21 protein-coding genes are annotated in these 17019 nt (G+C 56.8%); 10 read left to right on the forward strand and 11 right to left on the reverse strand.

Going from position 1 to position 17019, the window contains the following annotated elements; genetic code table 11:
- Positions 1 to 18 precede the first annotated feature (18 nt).
- Positions 19 to 543, forward strand: a complete 525-nt coding sequence (gene def, locus F552_RS0103530; protein ID WP_018150340.1) for a peptide deformylase — start codon at positions 19 to 21, stop codon at positions 541 to 543.
- Positions 544 to 668: 125 nt separating this feature from the next.
- Here def and F552_RS0103535 read toward each other — a convergent pair whose 3' ends face one another.
- Genes F552_RS0103535 through F552_RS20630 form a run of 4 tightly spaced genes read right to left on the reverse strand, consistent with a single transcriptional unit; the run spans position 669 to position 2501 of the window.
- Positions 669 to 1217, reverse strand: a complete 549-nt coding sequence (locus F552_RS0103535) for a YaeQ family protein (protein WP_018150341.1) — start codon at positions 1215 to 1217, stop codon at positions 669 to 671.
- 57 nt (positions 1218 to 1274) lie between these two features.
- On the reverse strand, positions 1275 to 1580 hold the full coding sequence (locus F552_RS18420; protein WP_018150342.1) for a GIY-YIG nuclease family protein: 306 nt from the start codon (positions 1578 to 1580) through the stop codon (positions 1275 to 1277).
- Positions 1577 to 2221, reverse strand: coding sequence for a YceH family protein (locus F552_RS0103545; RefSeq protein ID WP_018150343.1), 645 nt, complete (start codon positions 2219 to 2221; stop codon positions 1577 to 1579). Before F552_RS0103545 ends, F552_RS18420 begins: the two co-directional genes overlap by 4 nt.
- A gap of 46 nt (positions 2222 to 2267) precedes the next feature.
- The gene (locus tag F552_RS20630; RefSeq protein WP_211208215.1) at positions 2268 to 2501 is read right to left on the reverse strand and encodes a hypothetical protein; all 234 of its coding nucleotides are present in this window, start codon (positions 2499 to 2501) and stop codon (positions 2268 to 2270) included.
- 230 nt (positions 2502 to 2731) lie between these two features.
- On the opposite strand from F552_RS20630, the gene F552_RS0103555 reads away from it, so the two are divergent.
- The 3 genes from F552_RS0103555 (at position 2732) to F552_RS0103565 (ending at position 4597) form a co-directional block, all read left to right on the forward strand.
- On the forward strand, positions 2732 to 3511 hold the full coding sequence (locus tag F552_RS0103555; protein ID WP_018150345.1) for a ferredoxin--NADP reductase: 780 nt from the start codon (positions 2732 to 2734) through the stop codon (positions 3509 to 3511).
- Positions 3512 to 3617: 106 nt separating this feature from the next.
- A complete protein-coding gene (locus F552_RS0103560) occupies positions 3618 to 4223 on the forward strand; it encodes a phosphorylase family protein (RefSeq protein WP_018150346.1) in 606 nt (201 codons plus the stop codon).
- A 161-nt stretch (positions 4224 to 4384) separates the two neighbouring features.
- Positions 4385 to 4597 carry a hypothetical protein gene (locus F552_RS0103565; protein WP_018150347.1) on the forward strand — a complete coding sequence of 71 codons (213 nt, stop codon included), beginning with the start codon at positions 4385 to 4387 and terminating at the stop codon, positions 4595 to 4597.
- A 19-nt stretch (positions 4598 to 4616) separates the two neighbouring features.
- Here F552_RS0103565 and F552_RS0103570 read toward each other — a convergent pair whose 3' ends face one another.
- From F552_RS0103570 to F552_RS0103580, 3 genes are read right to left on the reverse strand one after another with little or no spacing between them, the layout of a single operon-like run.
- Positions 4617 to 5378 (reverse strand): sulfite exporter TauE/SafE family protein, encoded by a 762-nt coding sequence (locus F552_RS0103570; RefSeq protein WP_018150348.1) that lies wholly within the window; start codon positions 5376 to 5378, stop codon positions 4617 to 4619.
- A 3-nt stretch (positions 5379 to 5381) separates the two neighbouring features.
- The gene (locus F552_RS0103575) at positions 5382 to 5600 is read right to left on the reverse strand and encodes an RNA-binding S4 domain-containing protein (RefSeq protein WP_018150349.1); all 219 of its coding nucleotides are present in this window, start codon (positions 5598 to 5600) and stop codon (positions 5382 to 5384) included.
- A 50-nt stretch (positions 5601 to 5650) separates the two neighbouring features.
- Complete coding sequence (locus F552_RS0103580) at positions 5651 to 6718, reverse strand: oxidoreductase (RefSeq protein WP_018150350.1); 1068 nt, start codon at positions 6716 to 6718, stop codon at positions 5651 to 5653.
- A 240-nt stretch (positions 6719 to 6958) separates the two neighbouring features.
- Between F552_RS0103580 and F552_RS0103585 the strand changes: the two genes are divergently transcribed.
- Together F552_RS0103585 and F552_RS0103590 are read left to right on the forward strand one after the other, a co-directional pair.
- Positions 6959 to 7414 carry a GNAT family N-acetyltransferase gene (locus F552_RS0103585; RefSeq protein WP_018150351.1) on the forward strand — a complete coding sequence of 152 codons (456 nt, stop codon included), beginning with the start codon at positions 6959 to 6961 and terminating at the stop codon, positions 7412 to 7414.
- Positions 7415 to 7717: 303 nt separating this feature from the next.
- The gene (locus F552_RS0103590; protein WP_018150352.1) at positions 7718 to 8467 is read left to right on the forward strand and encodes a substrate-binding periplasmic protein; all 750 of its coding nucleotides are present in this window, start codon (positions 7718 to 7720) and stop codon (positions 8465 to 8467) included.
- Between the two features lie 91 nt (positions 8468 to 8558).
- Here F552_RS0103590 and F552_RS0103595 read toward each other — a convergent pair whose 3' ends face one another.
- Positions 8559 to 9953, reverse strand: a complete 1395-nt coding sequence (locus F552_RS0103595) for an aminotransferase-like domain-containing protein (RefSeq protein WP_018150353.1) — start codon at positions 9951 to 9953, stop codon at positions 8559 to 8561.
- 176 nt (positions 9954 to 10129) lie between these two features.
- Here F552_RS0103595 and F552_RS0103600 point away from each other — a divergent pair, with 176 nt between their 5' ends.
- The 4 genes from F552_RS0103600 (at position 10130) to F552_RS0103620 (ending at position 13823) form a co-directional block, all read left to right on the forward strand.
- A complete protein-coding gene (locus F552_RS0103600; RefSeq protein ID WP_018150354.1) occupies positions 10130 to 11326 on the forward strand; it encodes an aminotransferase-like domain-containing protein in 1197 nt (398 codons plus the stop codon).
- A gap of 240 nt (positions 11327 to 11566) precedes the next feature.
- The gene (locus F552_RS0103610) at positions 11567 to 12415 is read left to right on the forward strand and encodes a DMT family transporter (protein ID WP_018150356.1); all 849 of its coding nucleotides are present in this window, start codon (positions 11567 to 11569) and stop codon (positions 12413 to 12415) included.
- Positions 12416 to 12562: 147 nt separating this feature from the next.
- The gene (locus tag F552_RS0103615; RefSeq protein ID WP_018150357.1) at positions 12563 to 13210 is read left to right on the forward strand and encodes a YajG family lipoprotein; all 648 of its coding nucleotides are present in this window, start codon (positions 12563 to 12565) and stop codon (positions 13208 to 13210) included.
- Positions 13211 to 13271: 61 nt separating this feature from the next.
- A complete protein-coding gene (locus F552_RS0103620; protein ID WP_026182367.1) occupies positions 13272 to 13823 on the forward strand; it encodes a 3'-5' exonuclease family protein in 552 nt (183 codons plus the stop codon).
- On the opposite strand, the gene F552_RS0103625 is transcribed toward F552_RS0103620, so the two are convergent.
- From F552_RS0103625 to F552_RS0103635, 3 genes are all read right to left on the reverse strand, one after another.
- Positions 13820 to 14254, reverse strand: coding sequence for a MarR family winged helix-turn-helix transcriptional regulator (locus F552_RS0103625; RefSeq protein WP_018150359.1), 435 nt, complete (start codon positions 14252 to 14254; stop codon positions 13820 to 13822). The two genes, F552_RS0103620 and F552_RS0103625, sit on opposite strands and share 4 nt — an antisense overlap.
- Entirely contained in the window at positions 14251 to 15843 is a 1593-nt protein-coding gene (locus F552_RS0103630) for an MDR family MFS transporter (protein ID WP_051078252.1), read from the reverse strand. The genes F552_RS0103625 and F552_RS0103630 overlap by 4 nt, the downstream gene beginning before the upstream one ends.
- Before the next feature lie 85 nt (positions 15844 to 15928).
- Entirely contained in the window at positions 15929 to 16888 is a 960-nt protein-coding gene (locus tag F552_RS0103635; protein ID WP_018150361.1) for a LysR substrate-binding domain-containing protein, read from the reverse strand.
- Positions 16889 to 17019: the final 131 nt, after the last annotated feature.

Below are 17019 nucleotides of genomic sequence, written 5' to 3' on the forward strand. Positions count from 1 at the left end.
ACACAGGACAAAACGCATATGGCTATCCGTACCGTCATCCGCATGGGACACCCGCTGCTGCAACAGACTGCGGCACCGGTGACCGAGTGGCAAACTGCTGAACTGAACGATCTGATTACCGATCTGTGGGACACCATGGAAGCGGAAGGCGGGGTCGGCATCGCCGCGCCACAAATTGCCGTGTCGCTACAGGTGGTGGTTTTCGGGTTTGAGCAGAGCGAACGCTACCCGGAAGCACCTGCAGTGCCCAGAACCGTCCTGATTAACCCTGTCATTACTCCGATTGGTGATGAAAAAGTATCCGGCTGGGAGGGCTGCCTGTCTGTTCCCGGCTTGCGTGGCGTAGTGCCGCGCTGGAGCCGTATCCGGTATCAGGGCGTAGACCAGCACGGAAACGTGATCGACCGGGAGGCCGAGGGGTTTCACGCACGGGTGGTACAGCATGAATGCGATCACTTGTGGGGGCGTCTGTACCCCAGCCGGATCGAGGACATGAACAAGTTCGGCTTTACGGACGTACTGTTTCCGGAACTGGCAAAGTAAGACTAACCGGATTTGCCGTATGCAGACGGACAAGCCCGCTCATGTGGCTTAAGGGTGCATCCGCCTGGCTCTTGGGCGGGATAGGGAGATGCACCAGCCTGGCTGGTGCGTGTGTCAGCACCGGCTCAAGCCGTCGCCTTCTTCAGGGTTTCCACCGTTACCATCACGCTGTTCTCGCCATCTGCCACCCATACCTGACCGTCTTCAATGGTGCATTGCAGCTGCATGGTCCGCTGCGCCATACTGGTCAGTGCCTGGGTTTCTGCTGCTGCCAGTTTGAATACGCTCAGGTTATCCAGACGGGTAAAGTCGTTATGATTCTGCTGCCACCAGATGTCTGCGGCAGAACTGCCGTACACATACAGGATGACTTTTTCAGAGCGGTTGCTGGCTTTTCTTAGCCACTTCGGGTCTGGCAGGCCCACCTGAATCCAGAGTTCGATTTCGCCGGCGTAGTTTTTGGCCCAGATATCTGCCTCGTCATCGGTCGAAATCCCTTTACCGAATTCAAGCTGTTCACTGGCGTTTAGCGCAAAGGCCAGCAAACGCACCATCATCCGTTCATCGGTTTCGGATGGGTGTCTGGCCAGCGTAAGTTGGTGGGTCTGGTAGTAATGCCGGGTCATGTCGGCAATTTGCAGTTCTGCTTTGAAAACGGTTGCTTTGATGGCCATAAAATCTTTGGTTAGCAGTTAGTCTTGCCATGGAATACAAATCCATGATGTTCAGCATTAAGAAGCAGCAGGCCAGTCGACCGGGCATCCCCAGTCGTCGGCTTTGGCGAGTTTGGCGGGGCGGTCCAGACGCTTGGTCAGGATTTCTTCGCGGGCTGCACCCGTTCGGTCGTCAAACCGTTTGCAGGCCAGCAGCCGAACCGGCGGGAATGAACGGGTAAACCGCGCACCTTTGCCGGTGGCATGCAACTGGCAACGGTTCAACACGTCGCGGGCAATGCCGGTGTAGATGCGATCGCCTTTGCATAACAGCAGGTACACCCACCAGGTGTCGTCGGGTAAAGCGGTACTACCTTCGGTCACGGTGCGGTCAGGGATTCGATCAGGGCACGCAGTTCGGCCACTTCGGCTTCCAGCGTGCTGACACGAGCTTCCAGTGCCGCCTGGGCGGCACTTTGACTACCGCCACTGGCCGCCGGGGCCGCAGACGTCAGGCTGCTGAGATCCGGCTCTCCGCATAACAGATGCGCCCAGCGCCGCTCGCGCGCGCCGGGCTGGCGAGGCAGCTCGACAACCAGCGCACCGGCACTGCGTTCTGCCAGCTCGGTCAAAAAGGCTTCTACTGCCGAGACATCGGAAAAACGATGCAAGCGCTCACAATACAGGCGAATCTCGGCCGGAGTCAGCGGACCGCGCAACATCAATACCGTCAGAATGGCAATAGACTGGGACGGTACGCCCAGTACCCGGTCCATATTATGGGCGTACTTGCTTACACGGCCGCCACTGCTCTCGATGGTCAGGGATTGGTGTCGCAGGTTATCCAGTGCTTCCAGCACTTCCGGCTCGCTCAGCTCCATCACGGGCTCGCGGCTGGTTTTCTGGTTACAGCCAGACAACAGTGCATTCAGCGACAATGGATACGTATCCGGAACTGTGTGCTTTTTTTCGATCAGCACACCCAGAATGCGCGCCTCGACGGGCGTCAGTAGCAATGTGGACATGATAGGTTCAGCCGGTGTTGAATCAGGAGAAGCATTATAGAGACATTCAGGGGGTCTTGTCTGTCTCTATGCTGGCAGAAGAATCACATCCGACTCCTGCGGCAATCCAGCGAAATAGCATGCGCTGCCATACCGGATGTACAGCTGATGGCAGCCAGCGCCAAAACGTGCGCGGCTGGCTGACCAGCCCGCACTGATAACGGGTTTCTGAGGATGACCACATCAGTGCGGGGCAGCTGACCGCCGCTTGCCTTGGCCACCAGAAGCGTGTGAAACGCACGCTGGCCACCGGGCAAGGCGAGGCGGCACAGCACACGCCGCAACCATTGCAGGGTGCACCTTCGGGCGGTTTTGATGGCGAAAACTGATGAAGCCAGATTGTTTGATAACTTTTAGTCATATCAATATAAGCAATTCTTCCTTCAATCACTGACCGTTAGAGGTATCAGGATGCTAACCCAATGATGTACAATAGCAATTTTGCCTATTTAAGCAACTGCGACTCGGATCATGGCTCATAATTACGCAACTGAAACGGTTACCAGTGTCCGTCACTGGAACGACACCCTGTTTAGCTTCCGCACTACCCGTGATGACGGGCTGCGCTTTGAGAACGGCCATTTCGTGATGATTGGCCTGGAAGTGGATGGTAAGCCGCTGATGCGTGCTTATAGTATTGCCAGCCCAAACTATGATGAAGAACTGGAGTTCTTCAGCATCAAGGTGCAAAACGGCCCACTGACCTCCCGCTTGCAGCACTTGCAAGTTGGCGACCAGATTCTGATCAGCCGCAAGCCAACCGGCACGCTGGTGATTTCTGACCTGAAACCGGGCAAGAACCTGTACCTGTTTGGTACCGGCACCGGTCTGGCCCCGTTCATGAGCATCATTCAGGACCCGGAAACCTACGAACACTTCGAAAAAGTGGTGTTGTTCCATGGTGTACGGACCGTCAGCGAACTGGCTTACGCAGACTTTATCACCAAAGAATTGCCTCGCAACGAGTTCTTTGGTGAAGACGTTGCCAAGAAACTGATTTACTACCCTTCTGTCACGCGTGAAGCGTTCCGCAACCAGGGCCGTCTGACCGACCTGATTGCTTCCGGCAAAATGTGTGCTGACATTGGTCTGCCACAGCTGAACCCGGAAACCGACCGTGCCATGATGTGCGGCAGCCCGAGCATGCTGAAAGATACCGCCAAGATGCTGGATGATCTGGGCTTCAAGGTTTCTCCACGTGTGGGTGAACCAGGTGACTACGTGATTGAACGTGCGTTTGTTGAAAAATAAGCACACCCCCTCACAGTAGCATCCATAACTGCCCGGAGACCCCGGGCAGTTTGTTTTTGATGCTCGTCTCTTTCATTGTCCGCTCTGTCTATTTGGGGAATTCACCATGAAGATCACCGTTCTCTTCCCGACAGCCACCGAGGCCAGCCTGTTTGCACGTGAAGAGGTCACGACCGTAGTGTCTGGCGTTGGCCTGACGGCAACGGCCTATGCGACCCTCAAAGCCATTTACCAGCACCAGCCGGACATGCTGATACTGGCAGGCGTGGCCGGGGTTTACCCGCACGCCGCACATAAAATTGGCGACGTGGTGCTGGTGGAAAGCGAAGTTGAAGGGGACCTGGGGTTTCAGACCCCGGACGGATTTGTGCATCTGGCCCACCTGCCGATCGACATGGATTTCGAGCGACGGCACCGCTTGTATTGCCCGCATCTGCCAGCCGGCTACCCGCTGGCAAGCGTACACAGCCTGTCGGCCAATACCGCCTTGTCACCCCTGGTAGATACCCGGGATGTCGCCATCGAAAACATGGAAGGTGCGGCGTTTTTTCATGTCTGCCTGCAAGAACGGCAGCCGTTTTTGTCGCTACGGGCCATTTCCAACGTGGTTCAGCCCGGGCACGATGACTGGGATCTGGCCGGGTCGGTCAGCGCACTGACGTCTGCCTTGCACCAGTTGATTGACCGTTTGCAATCAGACCACACGTCCTGAGGCATCTTAAAATAAACCCCGGCAGGATGGCCGCAAACCGGACTGGTTGCGCTATGCTGAAAATACGCATGATTAGAATTTGCATTGAATTGCGACCGGCCTGTTTGGCTGCACAGAGGCCGGAAGAAACGCCAATCGCAAAGTGAAAGGGGAATACACCCATGATTTACATCACCAATGCACTACCCAACTACTGCCCCAAGTGCGGCTGTCATCACAACAATGTCTGGAAAGAAGAAAACCGGCAAGACTTTCTGAAGAGTATTTCCATGGGCTGCGCCTGCGGCGCCATGTTCCAGTATGCACCGACACAAGACATGCTGGAGCTGGCTCAGCTGCATGGTGACTTGCACAAATTTATTGCCCGGGAATAACGCGATGAATGGCCGCAGGCTACACCAGCAGGCGGCTATCCCACACCAGTTTTAAGCCGGTCAGCAGCATGAACAGGTACGACAGACGGTAGAACAGGGTTTCGTTAATCCGGTGATGCAACCAAAGGCCGGCATACACACCCAATGGCGCCAAGGGGGCCAGTACCAGTGCCGTATCCAGATTGGTGGTATCCAGCTGCCCGAGCCAGGCATACGGGATCAGTTTGATGTAATTCACGGTAGCGAAGAAAAAGGTCATGGTGGCCACCAGCCGGGTTTTGTCCATCTGCTTTGGCAGCAGATAAATCATCAGCGGCGGCCCGCCTGCATGGGCCACAAAACTGGTGAGTCCCGACAAACCAGACCACCAGCCAGCTTTCAGCCATTCCGGCAGGGAAGACTTGTCGGCCAGCACAGCGCCCGACAGCCGGTGCACGGCAAACAGCGTGGACATGATCCCCAGCAGCAGTTCAATCCACTGGCTGCTCAAATGCCGGAACAGCAAGGCACCGAGCCCGATCCCCAGCAAGGCCCCTGGCAACAGTTGCAACAGCAGGGCCCGGTCAAACCGCTTGCGGTAGGACCACCAGCCAAACATGTCCATGACACACAGAATCGGCAGCATGATGCTGGCTGCTTGCGATACCGGCATCACCAGTGCCATCATCGGTACGCCAAGCAGGCTTAATCCGCCAGCAAAACCGCCCTTGGAAACCCCCGTCAACAGCACGGCCGGCACGGCCAGCAGATAAAATGCCGGGTCTGTGACAATGGACAACATCAATCAGGCAGTCAGCACTTTGATTTGTACGTCACCAATCTGAACCACCTGGCCAGCACGGATTTTGGCGGTTTTACGGGTTTCTGGCTGGCCATCTACCTGCACGCGGCCTTCTGCCACCCATAGTTTGCCCTGACCGCCCGAATCCGCCAGGCCGGTGAGTTTCAGCAAATTGCACAGTTCGACAAATTCACGGTCGAGTTCAAACGTCATTTCTTGCATGATGCATCCTGTTCAAAAGGGTGACATTAGGCCTGTAACCACCAAAAAAGTCACGTATTTTCCGTGACTTGCACTTCACGACGCTCACGAATGCTCTGCAACCCGAGCTCGACCAGTAACATGGTCTGGCGGGCACTTTCTGCCGTCACCGGGTTAGCACCGCCCATGGCAATGGCCGCCTGCATGCCCTGATAGTAGGCCGGGTAATTGCCGTTGAGCAACGGACATGGCGATTCTTGGGCCGTTTCACCGTCTGCATAACGGGTCAGCAAGCCGGGTTGGGCCGCCCGACCCCAGTCACAACGGTTTGCAGGTGTTTGGCCGGCTTTCAGGTCGTCTTCTTGCGGGTCCAGACCAAAGCACTGAAAACTCCCCTGTGTACCATGCAACTGGAAACGAGGCCCCAACTGCCCTACCAGCGCACTGGCGTGCAAGGTCACGCGCTTGTCGGCATAGCGCAGGATGGCATGGCAGTAGTCGTCTGCACGGCCATTGTCTCTGGCGACCATGGCATCCACATAGATGGCTTCCGGCATGCCGAACAACTGGATGGACTGATCCAGCAAATGCGGCCCCAAGTCATACCACAAGCCGCTCCCCTGCCCGCCCTGCTCGCGCCAGCGGTCACGCACCAGCGGACGGTAGCGGTCGAAATGGGACTCAAAATGGGTCAACCGGCCCAGCAGGCCTTTTTTGATCACGGTTTGTACCGTCAGGAAATCGCCGTCCCAACGCCGGTTATGAAAGACGGACAATATCTTGCCCATTGAGCGGGCGGTGGCTATCAGGTCGTCTGCCTCGGTCAGGTTCAGGGTAAACGGTTTATCCACCACCACGTGTTTGCCCGCCAGTAAGGCGGCCTTGGCCAGCGGGTAATGGGTGTTGTTCGGGGTCGGAATGATGATCAGGTCGATATCCGGGCTGGCGATCAAGGCATCCGGGCTGGCCTCGACACGCATGTCCGGATAGTCTGCCAGCACTTTGCCGGCATCACTGGAGGACACGGCGACCAGTTGCAAACCAGCGGTGGTGGTAATGAGCGGGGCGTGAAACGTTTTACTGGCAAAGCCATAGCCAATCAAACCAACACGGACAACCTGGGAAGCATCCTGAGTCATGAAAACACCTATCGAGCGTAATATCGGGACAGTAGACAAGCAGCCATCAAACACGCTGCACAAAGCGGCCAGTGGCGATGACAATAGCAAGGGGGGAGTCGTCAGTTTACAGTAAGTTTTGCCGATTGGGGTGACCACGGAGGCGTAATGCATGCGTTTTGCGGTGGCATCAGGCCATTTCTCCGGATAGCACTAATCTCTGAACTGACACGCCCACGGTAAAACCGCTAGACTCTCCCCATGACACATTGGCAGGAAGCCACCATCATGCATGAATGGTCCATTATCGATCATCCCACGGACGCGGAACTGGATGTCATCAGTGACGGCGTCACCCGTTTTGGCAGAGCACAAGCAGTGGGGGGCAACGCCAGACCCGTTGCCTGTCTGGTCAGGGACGGGAGCGAAATTGTGGCCGGTGGTTCTGGCCGAACCGAGTTTAACCGCTTATTTATCAATTATCTGTGGGTGACAGACGCTTTGCGCGAGCAAGGCATCGGCAGCCAGATACTGGGCACGCTGGAATCCGAAGCCATCGCGCGCGGATGCACAGATGCGTTGATCGAGACCCTCAGCGACCAGACCGCCGCCTTATATGGTCGGCTGGGCTACCAGCCCTTGGCCATCATTCCGAACTTTGTCGGGCCGTTTACCCGGCATATTTTGATCAAGCAGTTGGGCAAGCATTCTGCCTGAGCGGTTGTGAGGGATTGGCAGGTGTTTGGCGGAAAATCATCATGTTTGCCAAGATGAAGGTAACCGTTGGAGTCTATCGCTGCGCTCCATACCCCCTGCCAAAGGGTGGCAGGTGATCAACCGGTGGCTGTACTAGGGGAGATTGCTGCTCACCTCGCGCCTACGGGTAACGTCGTGACTCAAATCACGATTTATACATCACGTGTGTAAACAATTAAATGTCATTGTGAATTGGCATGGTTACCTGCATGTTCATGATCTAAGATAAAGAGAAGCCTATTCGATTTCTCTCTCGGACATATCATGCAATGCCTGAAGCCGGCTGAACCCAGCGGCCTGATCCCTTTTTTGTTGTTCAAACTGCAGCAAGGCATGTGGCGAACCGGCCTGTTGATCCTGCTGGCATGCGGCATGGTCAATGCCGCATCTGAACCCGTCTATAAAATAGCCTATAACGAAACGACAGCCCCCATGGTGCCGCTGGTCAAGGCCATTTATGCCGAGATGGGTATCACGCCAGTATTTGAGCTGGTGCCATCAGAACGTGCCATCAGTGATACCAATATGGGGGTTTACGACGCCGACCTCAGCCGCGTGGAGGGTGTGGTGATGGTGTACCCCAATCTGAGGCGCACCAATGAGCCCCTCAGAATGACCGAACTGTATGCTTATGTGAAAAACACGTCCCGCATCGTGATTTCCACCTCTGGTGATGTTGCCCTCTATTCTGTAGGGGTTCTGGAAGGCTCCAAGCTTTCGGAAGAATATGTGCGGCAGGCACATATCACCCCTGATGTATCTTTCAGTGCTGATACTTTCTACAAAAAACTCATGGCAAACCGGTTTGACATCGGACTGTTTACCAGCACGCAATTGCTAACGCAACGGGCATTACTGGCACAAGGCGCCAGACGTGTCGGTCCGGTGTTGATGAGCAGCCCGTCTTTCCATATCCTGAATCAAAAGCATGCTGATCTGATACCGGCGTTTGATGCCGCCCTGAAAAAAATGAAGATGGATGGCAGGTACCTGAAGTTGCTGGAGGCGCAATAAGCAGGATACTGATGTGTAGCGCAGGGTGTAGCGGTTGGCGTACACCCAACGCGATATACACCAGTCAGCGTGCATGCTGGCGTACTGGCCGTTACCCCATTAACCGCTGAAAAAACTTCAGCAAGACCGGATCACTGGCATAGGCGGCATTCAGGCGAATAAACTGCTCGCCATTGCCAGACATGGAAAACAGCGTGCCACTGGCCAGCAGGATGCCTTCTGCCTGCGCGGCTTGCGCCCAGTGGCTGCTCATCTGGCCATCTGGCAGTTTTACCCACAGAAACATGCCATCCCGGCCACCAGAAACCACCTGCAAGCCGATGTGTTCCAGCGCCGCCAGTGCTCTGGACCTGGCGCGTCCCAGGCGGTTGCGCAGTTGCTGGACATGCTTACGGAATCGTCCACTGGCCAGGCAATCTGCCACCAGCGCTTCATCAAACGATGAGCCCGTCAGCACCGAGAGCATTTTTTGCTCTTGCAACGCAGGTAACCAAGGCAGGGGCGGCACAACATACCCTACCCGCATCCCGGGGTTGAGCACTTTGGTAAAGCTGCCCACATGAAACACGCGCTGGAATTCGTCCAGCTGTGCCAGCCGTACCGCACCGGCATCGGTCAGATCGCCATAGACATCGTCTTCCACCACCCAGAAATCGTGTTTGGCTGCCAGCGACAACAGCTTGTGGCTACGCCCGAGGCTGGTATTACCCCCGGTGGGGTTGTGCAGCAAGGTTTGAGTGAACATGGCCGAGGGTTTGTATTGGCTGGCCAACTGGTCTAGTGCCTCCAGATCCGGGCCGTCCGTCAGCCTGGGGAGTGCGATGCAATGTAACCCTGCGGCCTCCAGCTGCCGGCGAATCACAAAATAACCCGGGTCTTCCACCAGCACGGTACTGCCTCTGTGCAACACGGCTTGGGCAATCAGTTCGAAAGCATGGGTTGCCCCTTGCGTGACCAGAATCTGTCCGGCAGTGACGGCCATGCCTGCCTGTACCAGCCGGATGGCCAATTGCTCCCTCAGTGCATGGCTGCCTTGTACCGGCGCGGGCATGGTGCCCTCGGCCCCGGGTTTGAGCAGGCGCCTGATGGTGGTCGGGTTGATCATGCCTTCGAACCATTCTGCCGGCAAAAAACCGGAACTGGCTGGCAACCGTGGTTGCAGGGTTTCCAGCGCATGATGGGCAAACCCTTCGGCACTCATCAACGTCGGAACCACTACCTCGATACGGGGCTGGCTGGCCTCGTTTTGCGAGCGTCTGGCCACAAAACTCCCCTGCCCGGGCCGGGACTCCACCAGTCCTTTGGCGACCAGCCGCTCGTAAGCGGTGACAATGGTAAACAGGCTGACACCGAGCTTGTCTGCCAGTTGCCGAACCGAGGGCAGCCGCGCCCCTTCTGCCAGCTTGCCAGCCGTGATACGCCCTTCCATCTGCTGAACAATCTGTTCGGCTAGCGAGACGGACCTGGTTTTGTCGATCTGGAACATGACGATTTGCGATACCCACCAAACACTGATCGCTATATAATTACCGTAAAACAGTCACTTATACAACTGTTATGCCTTTACTGACATAACAGTTTGTAAAAATTGCAAGCAACTGAACCGGTACACTGGCCAAAATTTCGAGTACATTGCCAGCATCGACACAGAAAGATAATTTTATGAAGACACTGACCTTATCTGAAGCCGCAAACCGCACCCGTAGTTCCGACGTACGTGAACTGCTGAAAGACGCGCAGCTGCCCGGCATGATCTCGCTGGCCGGCGGCCTGCCTGACCCTGCCCTGTTTGACGTGGAAGGACTGGAAGCGGCCACCCGTGAAGTCTTTGCGTCTGAAGCACAAACGGCCTTGCAATACGGGCAAACAGATGGTCAGCTGGCGTTGCGCCAGGCAGTAGCCGGCTTGATGGCCGAGCGCGGCGCACCGGTAAGCCCGGACCAGGTGCTGATTTCCAGCGGCTCACAACAGGCGCTGGATCTGGTGTCCCGCTCTATCCTGAACCCGGGTGACGTAGTAGCGGTAGAACGCCCAAGTTATCTGGCCGCGCTGCAGATTTTCCATCTGATTGGTGCTGATACGGTTTCTATCCCGGTCGATGGGGATGGTGCAGTGGTGGATGCCTTGCTGAGCCTTCCAACAGACAAACCCAAGCCCAAAATGCTGTATCTGGTGAGCAACTTCGCCAATCCGTCCGGTGCAACCCTGTCACTGGCGCGCCGCAAGCAGCTGGTGCAATGGGCCGTGGATAACCAGGTTTTCGTGCTGGAAGATGACCCGTATGGGGCACTGCGCTACCGTGGCACGGCAGTCGCACCGATGATTGCACTGGCCAAGGACGTACCGGGCGCGCTGGAATGGGTAGGCTACCTGTCTTCCTTCTCCAAGATTGTTGCACCAGGCCTGCGTATTGGCTGGGCAGTCTTGCCGGCCGGCTTGCTGGATGCGTGTGTCCGCATCAAACAGGCGCTGGATCTGCATACGTCTACGTTCAGCCAGTCCGTGGCGGCCAAGTACATTGCCTCCGGCCGTCTGCCTGCCCACCAGCAAACCGTGTGCGAAGTCTACGGCAAGCGGGCTGATGCACTGGCCGCCGCCCTGACCGACGCCTTTGGCGACAAGCTCAAGTTCAACCGTCCGGATGGCGGCATGTTCTTGTGGGGCCGCTTTGAAGACGGCACCAATGCCCGCCAGCTACTGAAAATTGCCCGTGACAAAGGCGTGATCTACGTGCCGGGCGACGTGTTCTACCCAGACACACCGGATGCATCCGCCATTCGCTTCAGCTTTGTGACCGTGGACAAAGCCAAGCTGGCCGAAGGCGCACAACGCCTGCTAGCTGCACACAAGGCGTTGTAAACATTCAATTAGATGTTTGACCAGAAAGCACAGTCGATCCGACTGTGCTTTTTTTACGTCTGAACGGGGCACTTGATATTGAAGAACCCCGTTCAGGACTGCCTTGCCAACCCCGCCAAAGAAGCATCTAATCTGATGAAAACCTTCTGCAACGCTTGGGCGGGCACCGGATTGGCAGTGTGCTGCATCCGGACCTCCGCCTGTTGACGATGATCACCCGCAGGTTTTTGGAGGACATCCATGTCATCCTTTCGTACCGTGGCGCTGACAACCCTGGCGATGCTGGCCTTTGCCGGTAACTCGCTGCTGTGCCGGTCTGCACTCAAACATACCAGTATGGATGCAGCCAGTTTTACGGCTATCCGGTTATTGTCCGGGGCGCTGATGCTGTGGCTGCTGGTTTACATCCGGCGCAGCCCAACCCCGGGCCGCGGTAATTGGCTATCGGCACTGGCCCTGTTTGTCTATGCGGCGGGATTTTCGTTTGCCTATCTTGGCCTGACGGCCGCTACAGGCGCATTGCTGCTGTTCGGGGCAGTGCAAGCCACCATGATCTCGCATGGCATCTGGTCTGGCGAGCGCTTGCGCAGCATACAGCTGCTTGGCTTGCTACTGGCGTTTGCCGGGCTGATCGGCCTGTTGTTGCCAGGGCTGTCTGCCCCGCCACTGGCCAGTGCACTGCTGATGATCCTGGCTGGCATTGCCTGGGGCGTGTATTCCTTGCGGGGAAAAGCGGCGGGGGGAGACCCGACCAAGGTCACAGCGGGTAATTTTCTGCGCGCGGCCCCCATTTCGCTGGGGTTAAGCATGCTCTTTGGCCATCCATCACTGGACCCTGCAGGCATCTGGCTGGCCATGGCCTCTGGTGCGCTGGCTTCCGGGATTGGCTACGCCATCTGGTATGCCGCCCTGCCCCGGTTGCAAGCCACCCATGCGGCCACCGTGCAGCTCAGCGTGCCGGTCATTGCGGCCGTTGGCGGTGTGCTGTTGCTGAGTGAAACCTTTACTTTCCGGCTGCTGCTGGCTGCCGTCGCCATTCTGGGCGGGATTGCGCTGGTGATTCTGGAACGACGGCATGCAACCCAGTGAAATACCTGGTGCGGACCTCTAATCCACCAGTCTCTACCTGAAAACCGTCAAACACGGCGGGAATTCTCCCTGACTTTTGCCAGGAATTGATCTAGGTTGAAATGAAAACCCGGATTCAATCCCCATTCAAACATCTCAGGAGATGCCATGCATACACCACAAACAACAAGCCGGTTTTTTCGCAACACGCGCAAGACACTGCTGGCGGCCACCATCTTCGCGGCCGTTTTGGGTCTCTCCGGATGCGCCTTGACCACCGATCGGATCGAGCTGAGTTATACGCCGCAACCGGGAATTACACCGATTGAGGGGGCTAACAAGGTATCCGTCAGTGTGCAGGTAAACGATATGCGGCAGGACAAAACCAAGGTCAGCTCCAAAAAGAACGGCTTTGGCATGGAAATGGCCCCCATTCTGGCCATTGAAGACGTAACGGTCACGGTACGTAATGCCATCGAGCAAGAGCTGAAGGCTCGTGGATTCCAGCCAGGGAACAATACCGCTTTGGTACAGATTCTGGCGGATCTGACACGCTTTTATAACGACCACAAGACAGGCTTCTTTGCGGGAGATGCAGTAGCAGACCTGAACATGTCCGTCTTGGTCAAAGCCACTGATGGCAAGCTGCTGTACTCGCGCCAGCTGATGGCCCAAGGTCTGGAACCCAATATCCAGCTCATGACGGGCAACAATGCCCGGCTTGCCCTGAACCGCGCACTGGAAAACGGCATGAAGAGCCTGTTCTCTGATCAAGCGTTTATCACGGCTTTGCTGTCAGCCTCTAAAACCCCATAACCGCTTGCCGGTTGTGCATGATGATCATGCACAACCGGCAAAAAAAGCCCGGATGCCCATCATGCCAGAAATCTATATCAGTACCGATGTTGAAGCAGACGGGCCGATTCCAGGACCGCATTCGATGCTGAGTTTTGCCTCTGCCGCCTACACGGCGGACAAACAGCTGCTTTCGACGTTTACCGTCAATCTGGATACCTTGCCGGGTGCCAGTGCGCATCCTGAGACGGCGGCATGGTGGCTGACCCAACCGGCGGCCTGGGCGGCTTGCAGAAGCAACCCGGAGCCGCCCGAAGCCGCCATGCCGCGTTATGTTGCATGGCTGCAGTCCTTGCCGGGCAAGCCGGTGTTTGTCGCCTACCCTGCCGGGTTTGATTTTCTGTTTGTGTATTGGTATCTGATGCGTTTTGCGGGGGAAAGTCCGTTCGGGCATTCGGCGCTGGATATCAAAACCTTTGCGATGGCGATGCTGAAATCCGGTTACCGTAAAAGCACCAAAAACCATCTGCCGGCACGCTGGTTTGACTGTTTGCCCCACACCCATGTGGCACTGGATGATGCACTGGAACAAGGAGCACTGTTCTGCAACATGCTGAAAGAAAACCGGGCTTAACCAACAGCATCGCGCATGGTGGCAAAGCGCTGCTCCAGCAGCTTTAATACTTTTTCGACAGTGGCCAGATCAGCTTCTGCAATACCATCCAGCGATTTGTCCAGAAACCGCTCGCGCGCAGGCTGCATGGACTGAAGCAATTGCTGGCCGGCTGGGGTCAGCATCACCCGGGTCTGACGATTGTCGGTAGCATCGGTCTGACGGGAGACCAGCCCATCGGCCTCCATCTGCTTGATCTGCCGCGTCATGGCGGCCGGGTCAATGGCCAGCCGGTCGGCCAGTTGTTTCTGGGTGGGCATTTGCAGCTGATTCAGCACAAACAGGATGCGGGTTCTGGGCAGGCCATGGCCGACTTCCCGCTCGAAAGCGGCATACATGCAGCGGGTCGTACGTCCGAGCTGTTGCAACAGGTTACGGTCCAGTGTGTTCATGCGGCCTTCCCCTTTCCTGACTTCTTGCCTGGGTCCAGCGTCAGATGCGGCACTTTCAGGGCAATGGCCAGCGCAATCAGCAACGTCACCGCCACCAGCCACTGGCTGTCATGAATGGCCCCCACCAGCGACAATTGCGCCTGGTTCAGGTACGTATGGTAGTTGCGACCGGCAATGATGGCGGTCTCGATGAACACTTTGGCCTGCGGATGGTTCACCAGCAGTTGCGGGTCATACAAGCCTTGTGCCCACGCAGCATTGGCATACGGGCCAAGGCGCTCCGTCAGCTGTTGCCGGTAATGGTGGTTCATGAAGGTACCGATCAGGGCCGTCCCCAGCATGCCGCCCGTCATGCGCAGCGATTGCAGCATGGCCGTGCCAATGCCCAGCTGGGCTTTGGGCGCGTTGTACTGCACAAAGATGGTCAGGTTAGGCAGGGTAATCCCCAGCCCCAGGCCACCCAATGCCATCACCAGCATGGTCAGTGGATGAGGGGTGGTGGCGTTGACCTGTGTCAGCATCAGTGCAGCCCCCGCAAACAGGGTGATACCGACGTAGAGAATCCGTTTGGGCTTACGCAGGCGCGTTACAATGCGGCCGTTGATGATGCTGCCCAGCGTGATACTGACAACCAGCGGTGTCACCAGCATCCCGGCTTTATTGGGGGACAGGCCAAACCCGCCCTGGAACATCAGCGGGGCATAATACATCACGCCAAACAGACAAAAACCCATTACCAGCGACAGCAGGAACAAGGGTTTTAGCCCCTTGTGCACCAGCAGACTGATGGGGACCAAGGGCGCTGTCGCACGTTTTTCCCACCAGACCAGCCCCACACAGGCAGCCACCGATACCATCGCCAATGCAGGTAAGGCCAGCGAGCCTTTATGCGTGGGCAGCCATTCCACAAACACTTGTAAACTGCCCAGCGCCAGTGCAATCAGCGCAGCCCCTTGCCAGTCCAGCGGCGAAGGGGGCAAATCCGAGTGACGGATTTTTGGCAAATGCCGGCCGATAAACCACAAGCTCAGCAACCCGATTGGCAGATTGACAAAGAACACCCAGCGCCAGCCGTAGTACTCGGTCAGAAAACCACCCAGTGACGGGCCGATGGCGTTGGCAATGCCAAACGCACCACTGAACAGTACTTGCCAGCGCAGGCGCTCGTGCGCATCCGGAAACATGTCCGGCACGCAGGCAAAGGCCGTCCCCACCAGCATGCCGCCCCCGATACCTTGCAGGCCACGGGCCAGCACCAGCTGCAACATGGTTTGCGCCACACCACACAGCATGGAGGCCACAGTAAAGACAATCACCGCCGCAATGACAAACGGCTTGCGCCCGTATTCATCCCCCAGTTTGCCAAAGATGGGCACCGTCACCACCGAGGCCAGCAGGTACGAAGTACCCACCCAGGCATACAGCTCATAGCCGTGCAGCTCCGCCACCACGGTGGGCAAAGCGGTGCCGACCACCGTCTGGTCCAGCGCCACCATCATCAGCACAAAACACAGACCCAGCATGGCTAGCAGCCTGAGACGAAACTCTCGGGAAAATACCGGAAACAATTCTTCTAACGCGCGGCCCACAACAGTTGCCCTATCAATAATTGACTTATCAATTATTTTGCCAACAAATCCGTCAGCTGTCCAGTTGGTCAGATTTTGGTACAGATCAGATGTTATACATCGAGACACCCACTTCGCCCGCCAAGGCCGGCAAGGCGCACGCCAGACAGTCGATAAACACACGCACTGCCGGCACCAGACCGCGCCGGGTAGGAAACACCACGTGCAGGTTGCCTTTAGGGAGCGGCCATTCCGGCAGTAATACCTTCAAGCGGCCATTGGCCACATCGTTATTACACAGGAAAGACGGCAGGATACCGGCGGCTACCCCCTCCACCGCCGCCGCCCGCAGCAGCAGCAAGTCATCCGTAATCAGTTTGGGTTTGTGGGGTACGGTAAACGTGCCGCCATTACCCTGCTCAAAGGTCATCAGATAACGTCCGTCGTGCGGCACCATGCTCAGGGTATCTTTATCGGTCAGATCGGTCGGGTGCGTCACCGTGCCATGCCGTGCAATCCAGGCCGGGCTGGCAAACAGATGGTTAGACGAATGGCCGAAGCTGCGCATCACCAGCGAGGCATCTTCGTACGCCACCGTTCTCACGCGTATGGCCACGTCCACACCGTCCTCGATCAGATCCACCCGCCGGTTGGTCGACTCCAGATGCACCGTCACTTCCGGATAGTCCTTCATGAATTTCGGCAGGATTTCAGACATCAGGGTCTGGGACAGCACCACCGGACAACTCACCCGGATCGGCCCCCTGGGCGTGGTATTGAGTTGCCTGACCGTGTCGTCGGCCTCTTGCGCTGCTAGCAACATGCTCTGGCAATGCTGCAGGTAACGCTGCCCGACATCCGTCAACGCAAGGCGCCGGGTTGTTCTTTGCAGCAGGCGTACCCCAAGCTGGTTCTCCAGCTCCGCCACCCGGCGGGACAAGCGGGACTTGGGCACACCCAGCACCCGGCTGGCAGCGGCAAACCCGCCTTGCAGGGCGACCTGGGTAAAGAAGAACAGGTCATTCCACTCTGGCCCGCCTGTCTGGGCCGGCAATATTTTACTCATCGCGCACCGTCTTTTCCGTTGTCTGTCCATTCATTGTTGCAATGATAGAACAATCAATCTGTTTTTTGTGGACTAATCAACACATTAGCACCATGGCACACTACGTCCATCAAAAGCTGTTTCAAAACAGA

The organism is Leeia oryzae DSM 17879 (assembly GCF_000376945.1).
Lineage (GTDB): Bacteria > Pseudomonadota > Gammaproteobacteria > Burkholderiales > Leeiaceae > Leeia > Leeia oryzae.

Coding starts and splice junctions, on each gene's coding strand:
- F552_RS0103590 (WP_018150352.1), top strand. CDS start 7,718: ATGCAATGCCTGAAGCCGGCTGAACCCAGCGGCCTGATCCCTTTTTTG.
- F552_RS0103580 (WP_018150350.1), bottom strand. CDS start 6,718: ATGACTCAGGATGCTTCCCAGGTTGTCCGTGTTGGTTTGATTGGCTAT.
- F552_RS0103610 (WP_018150356.1), top strand. CDS start 11,567: ATGTCATCCTTTCGTACCGTGGCGCTGACAACCCTGGCGATGCTGGCC.
- F552_RS0103600 (WP_018150354.1), top strand. CDS start 10,130: ATGAAGACACTGACCTTATCTGAAGCCGCAAACCGCACCCGTAGTTCC.
- F552_RS0103570 (WP_018150348.1), bottom strand. CDS start 5,378: ATGTTGTCCATTGTCACAGACCCGGCATTTTATCTGCTGGCCGTGCCG.
- F552_RS0103560 (WP_018150346.1), top strand. CDS start 3,618: ATGAAGATCACCGTTCTCTTCCCGACAGCCACCGAGGCCAGCCTGTTT.
- F552_RS0103585 (WP_018150351.1), top strand. CDS start 6,959: ATGACACATTGGCAGGAAGCCACCATCATGCATGAATGGTCCATTATC.
- F552_RS0103595 (WP_018150353.1), bottom strand. CDS start 9,953: ATGTTCCAGATCGACAAAACCAGGTCCGTCTCGCTAGCCGAACAGATT.
- F552_RS0103625 (WP_018150359.1), bottom strand. CDS start 14,254: ATGAACACACTGGACCGTAACCTGTTGCAACAGCTCGGACGTACGACC.
- F552_RS0103535 (WP_018150341.1), bottom strand. CDS start 1,217: ATGGCCATCAAAGCAACCGTTTTCAAAGCAGAACTGCAAATTGCCGAC.
- F552_RS0103635 (WP_018150361.1), bottom strand. CDS start 16,888: ATGAGTAAAATATTGCCGGCCCAGACAGGCGGGCCAGAGTGGAATGAC.
- def (WP_018150340.1), top strand. CDS start 19: ATGGCTATCCGTACCGTCATCCGCATGGGACACCCGCTGCTGCAACAG.
- F552_RS0103565 (WP_018150347.1), top strand. CDS start 4,385: ATGATTTACATCACCAATGCACTACCCAACTACTGCCCCAAGTGCGGC.
- F552_RS0103555 (WP_018150345.1), top strand. CDS start 2,732: ATGGCTCATAATTACGCAACTGAAACGGTTACCAGTGTCCGTCACTGG.
- F552_RS0103620 (WP_026182367.1), top strand. CDS start 13,272: ATGCCAGAAATCTATATCAGTACCGATGTTGAAGCAGACGGGCCGATT.
- F552_RS0103545 (WP_018150343.1), bottom strand. CDS start 2,221: ATGTCCACATTGCTACTGACGCCCGTCGAGGCGCGCATTCTGGGTGTG.
- F552_RS0103615 (WP_018150357.1), top strand. CDS start 12,563: ATGCATACACCACAAACAACAAGCCGGTTTTTTCGCAACACGCGCAAG.
- F552_RS0103575 (WP_018150349.1), bottom strand. CDS start 5,600: ATGCAAGAAATGACGTTTGAACTCGACCGTGAATTTGTCGAACTGTGC.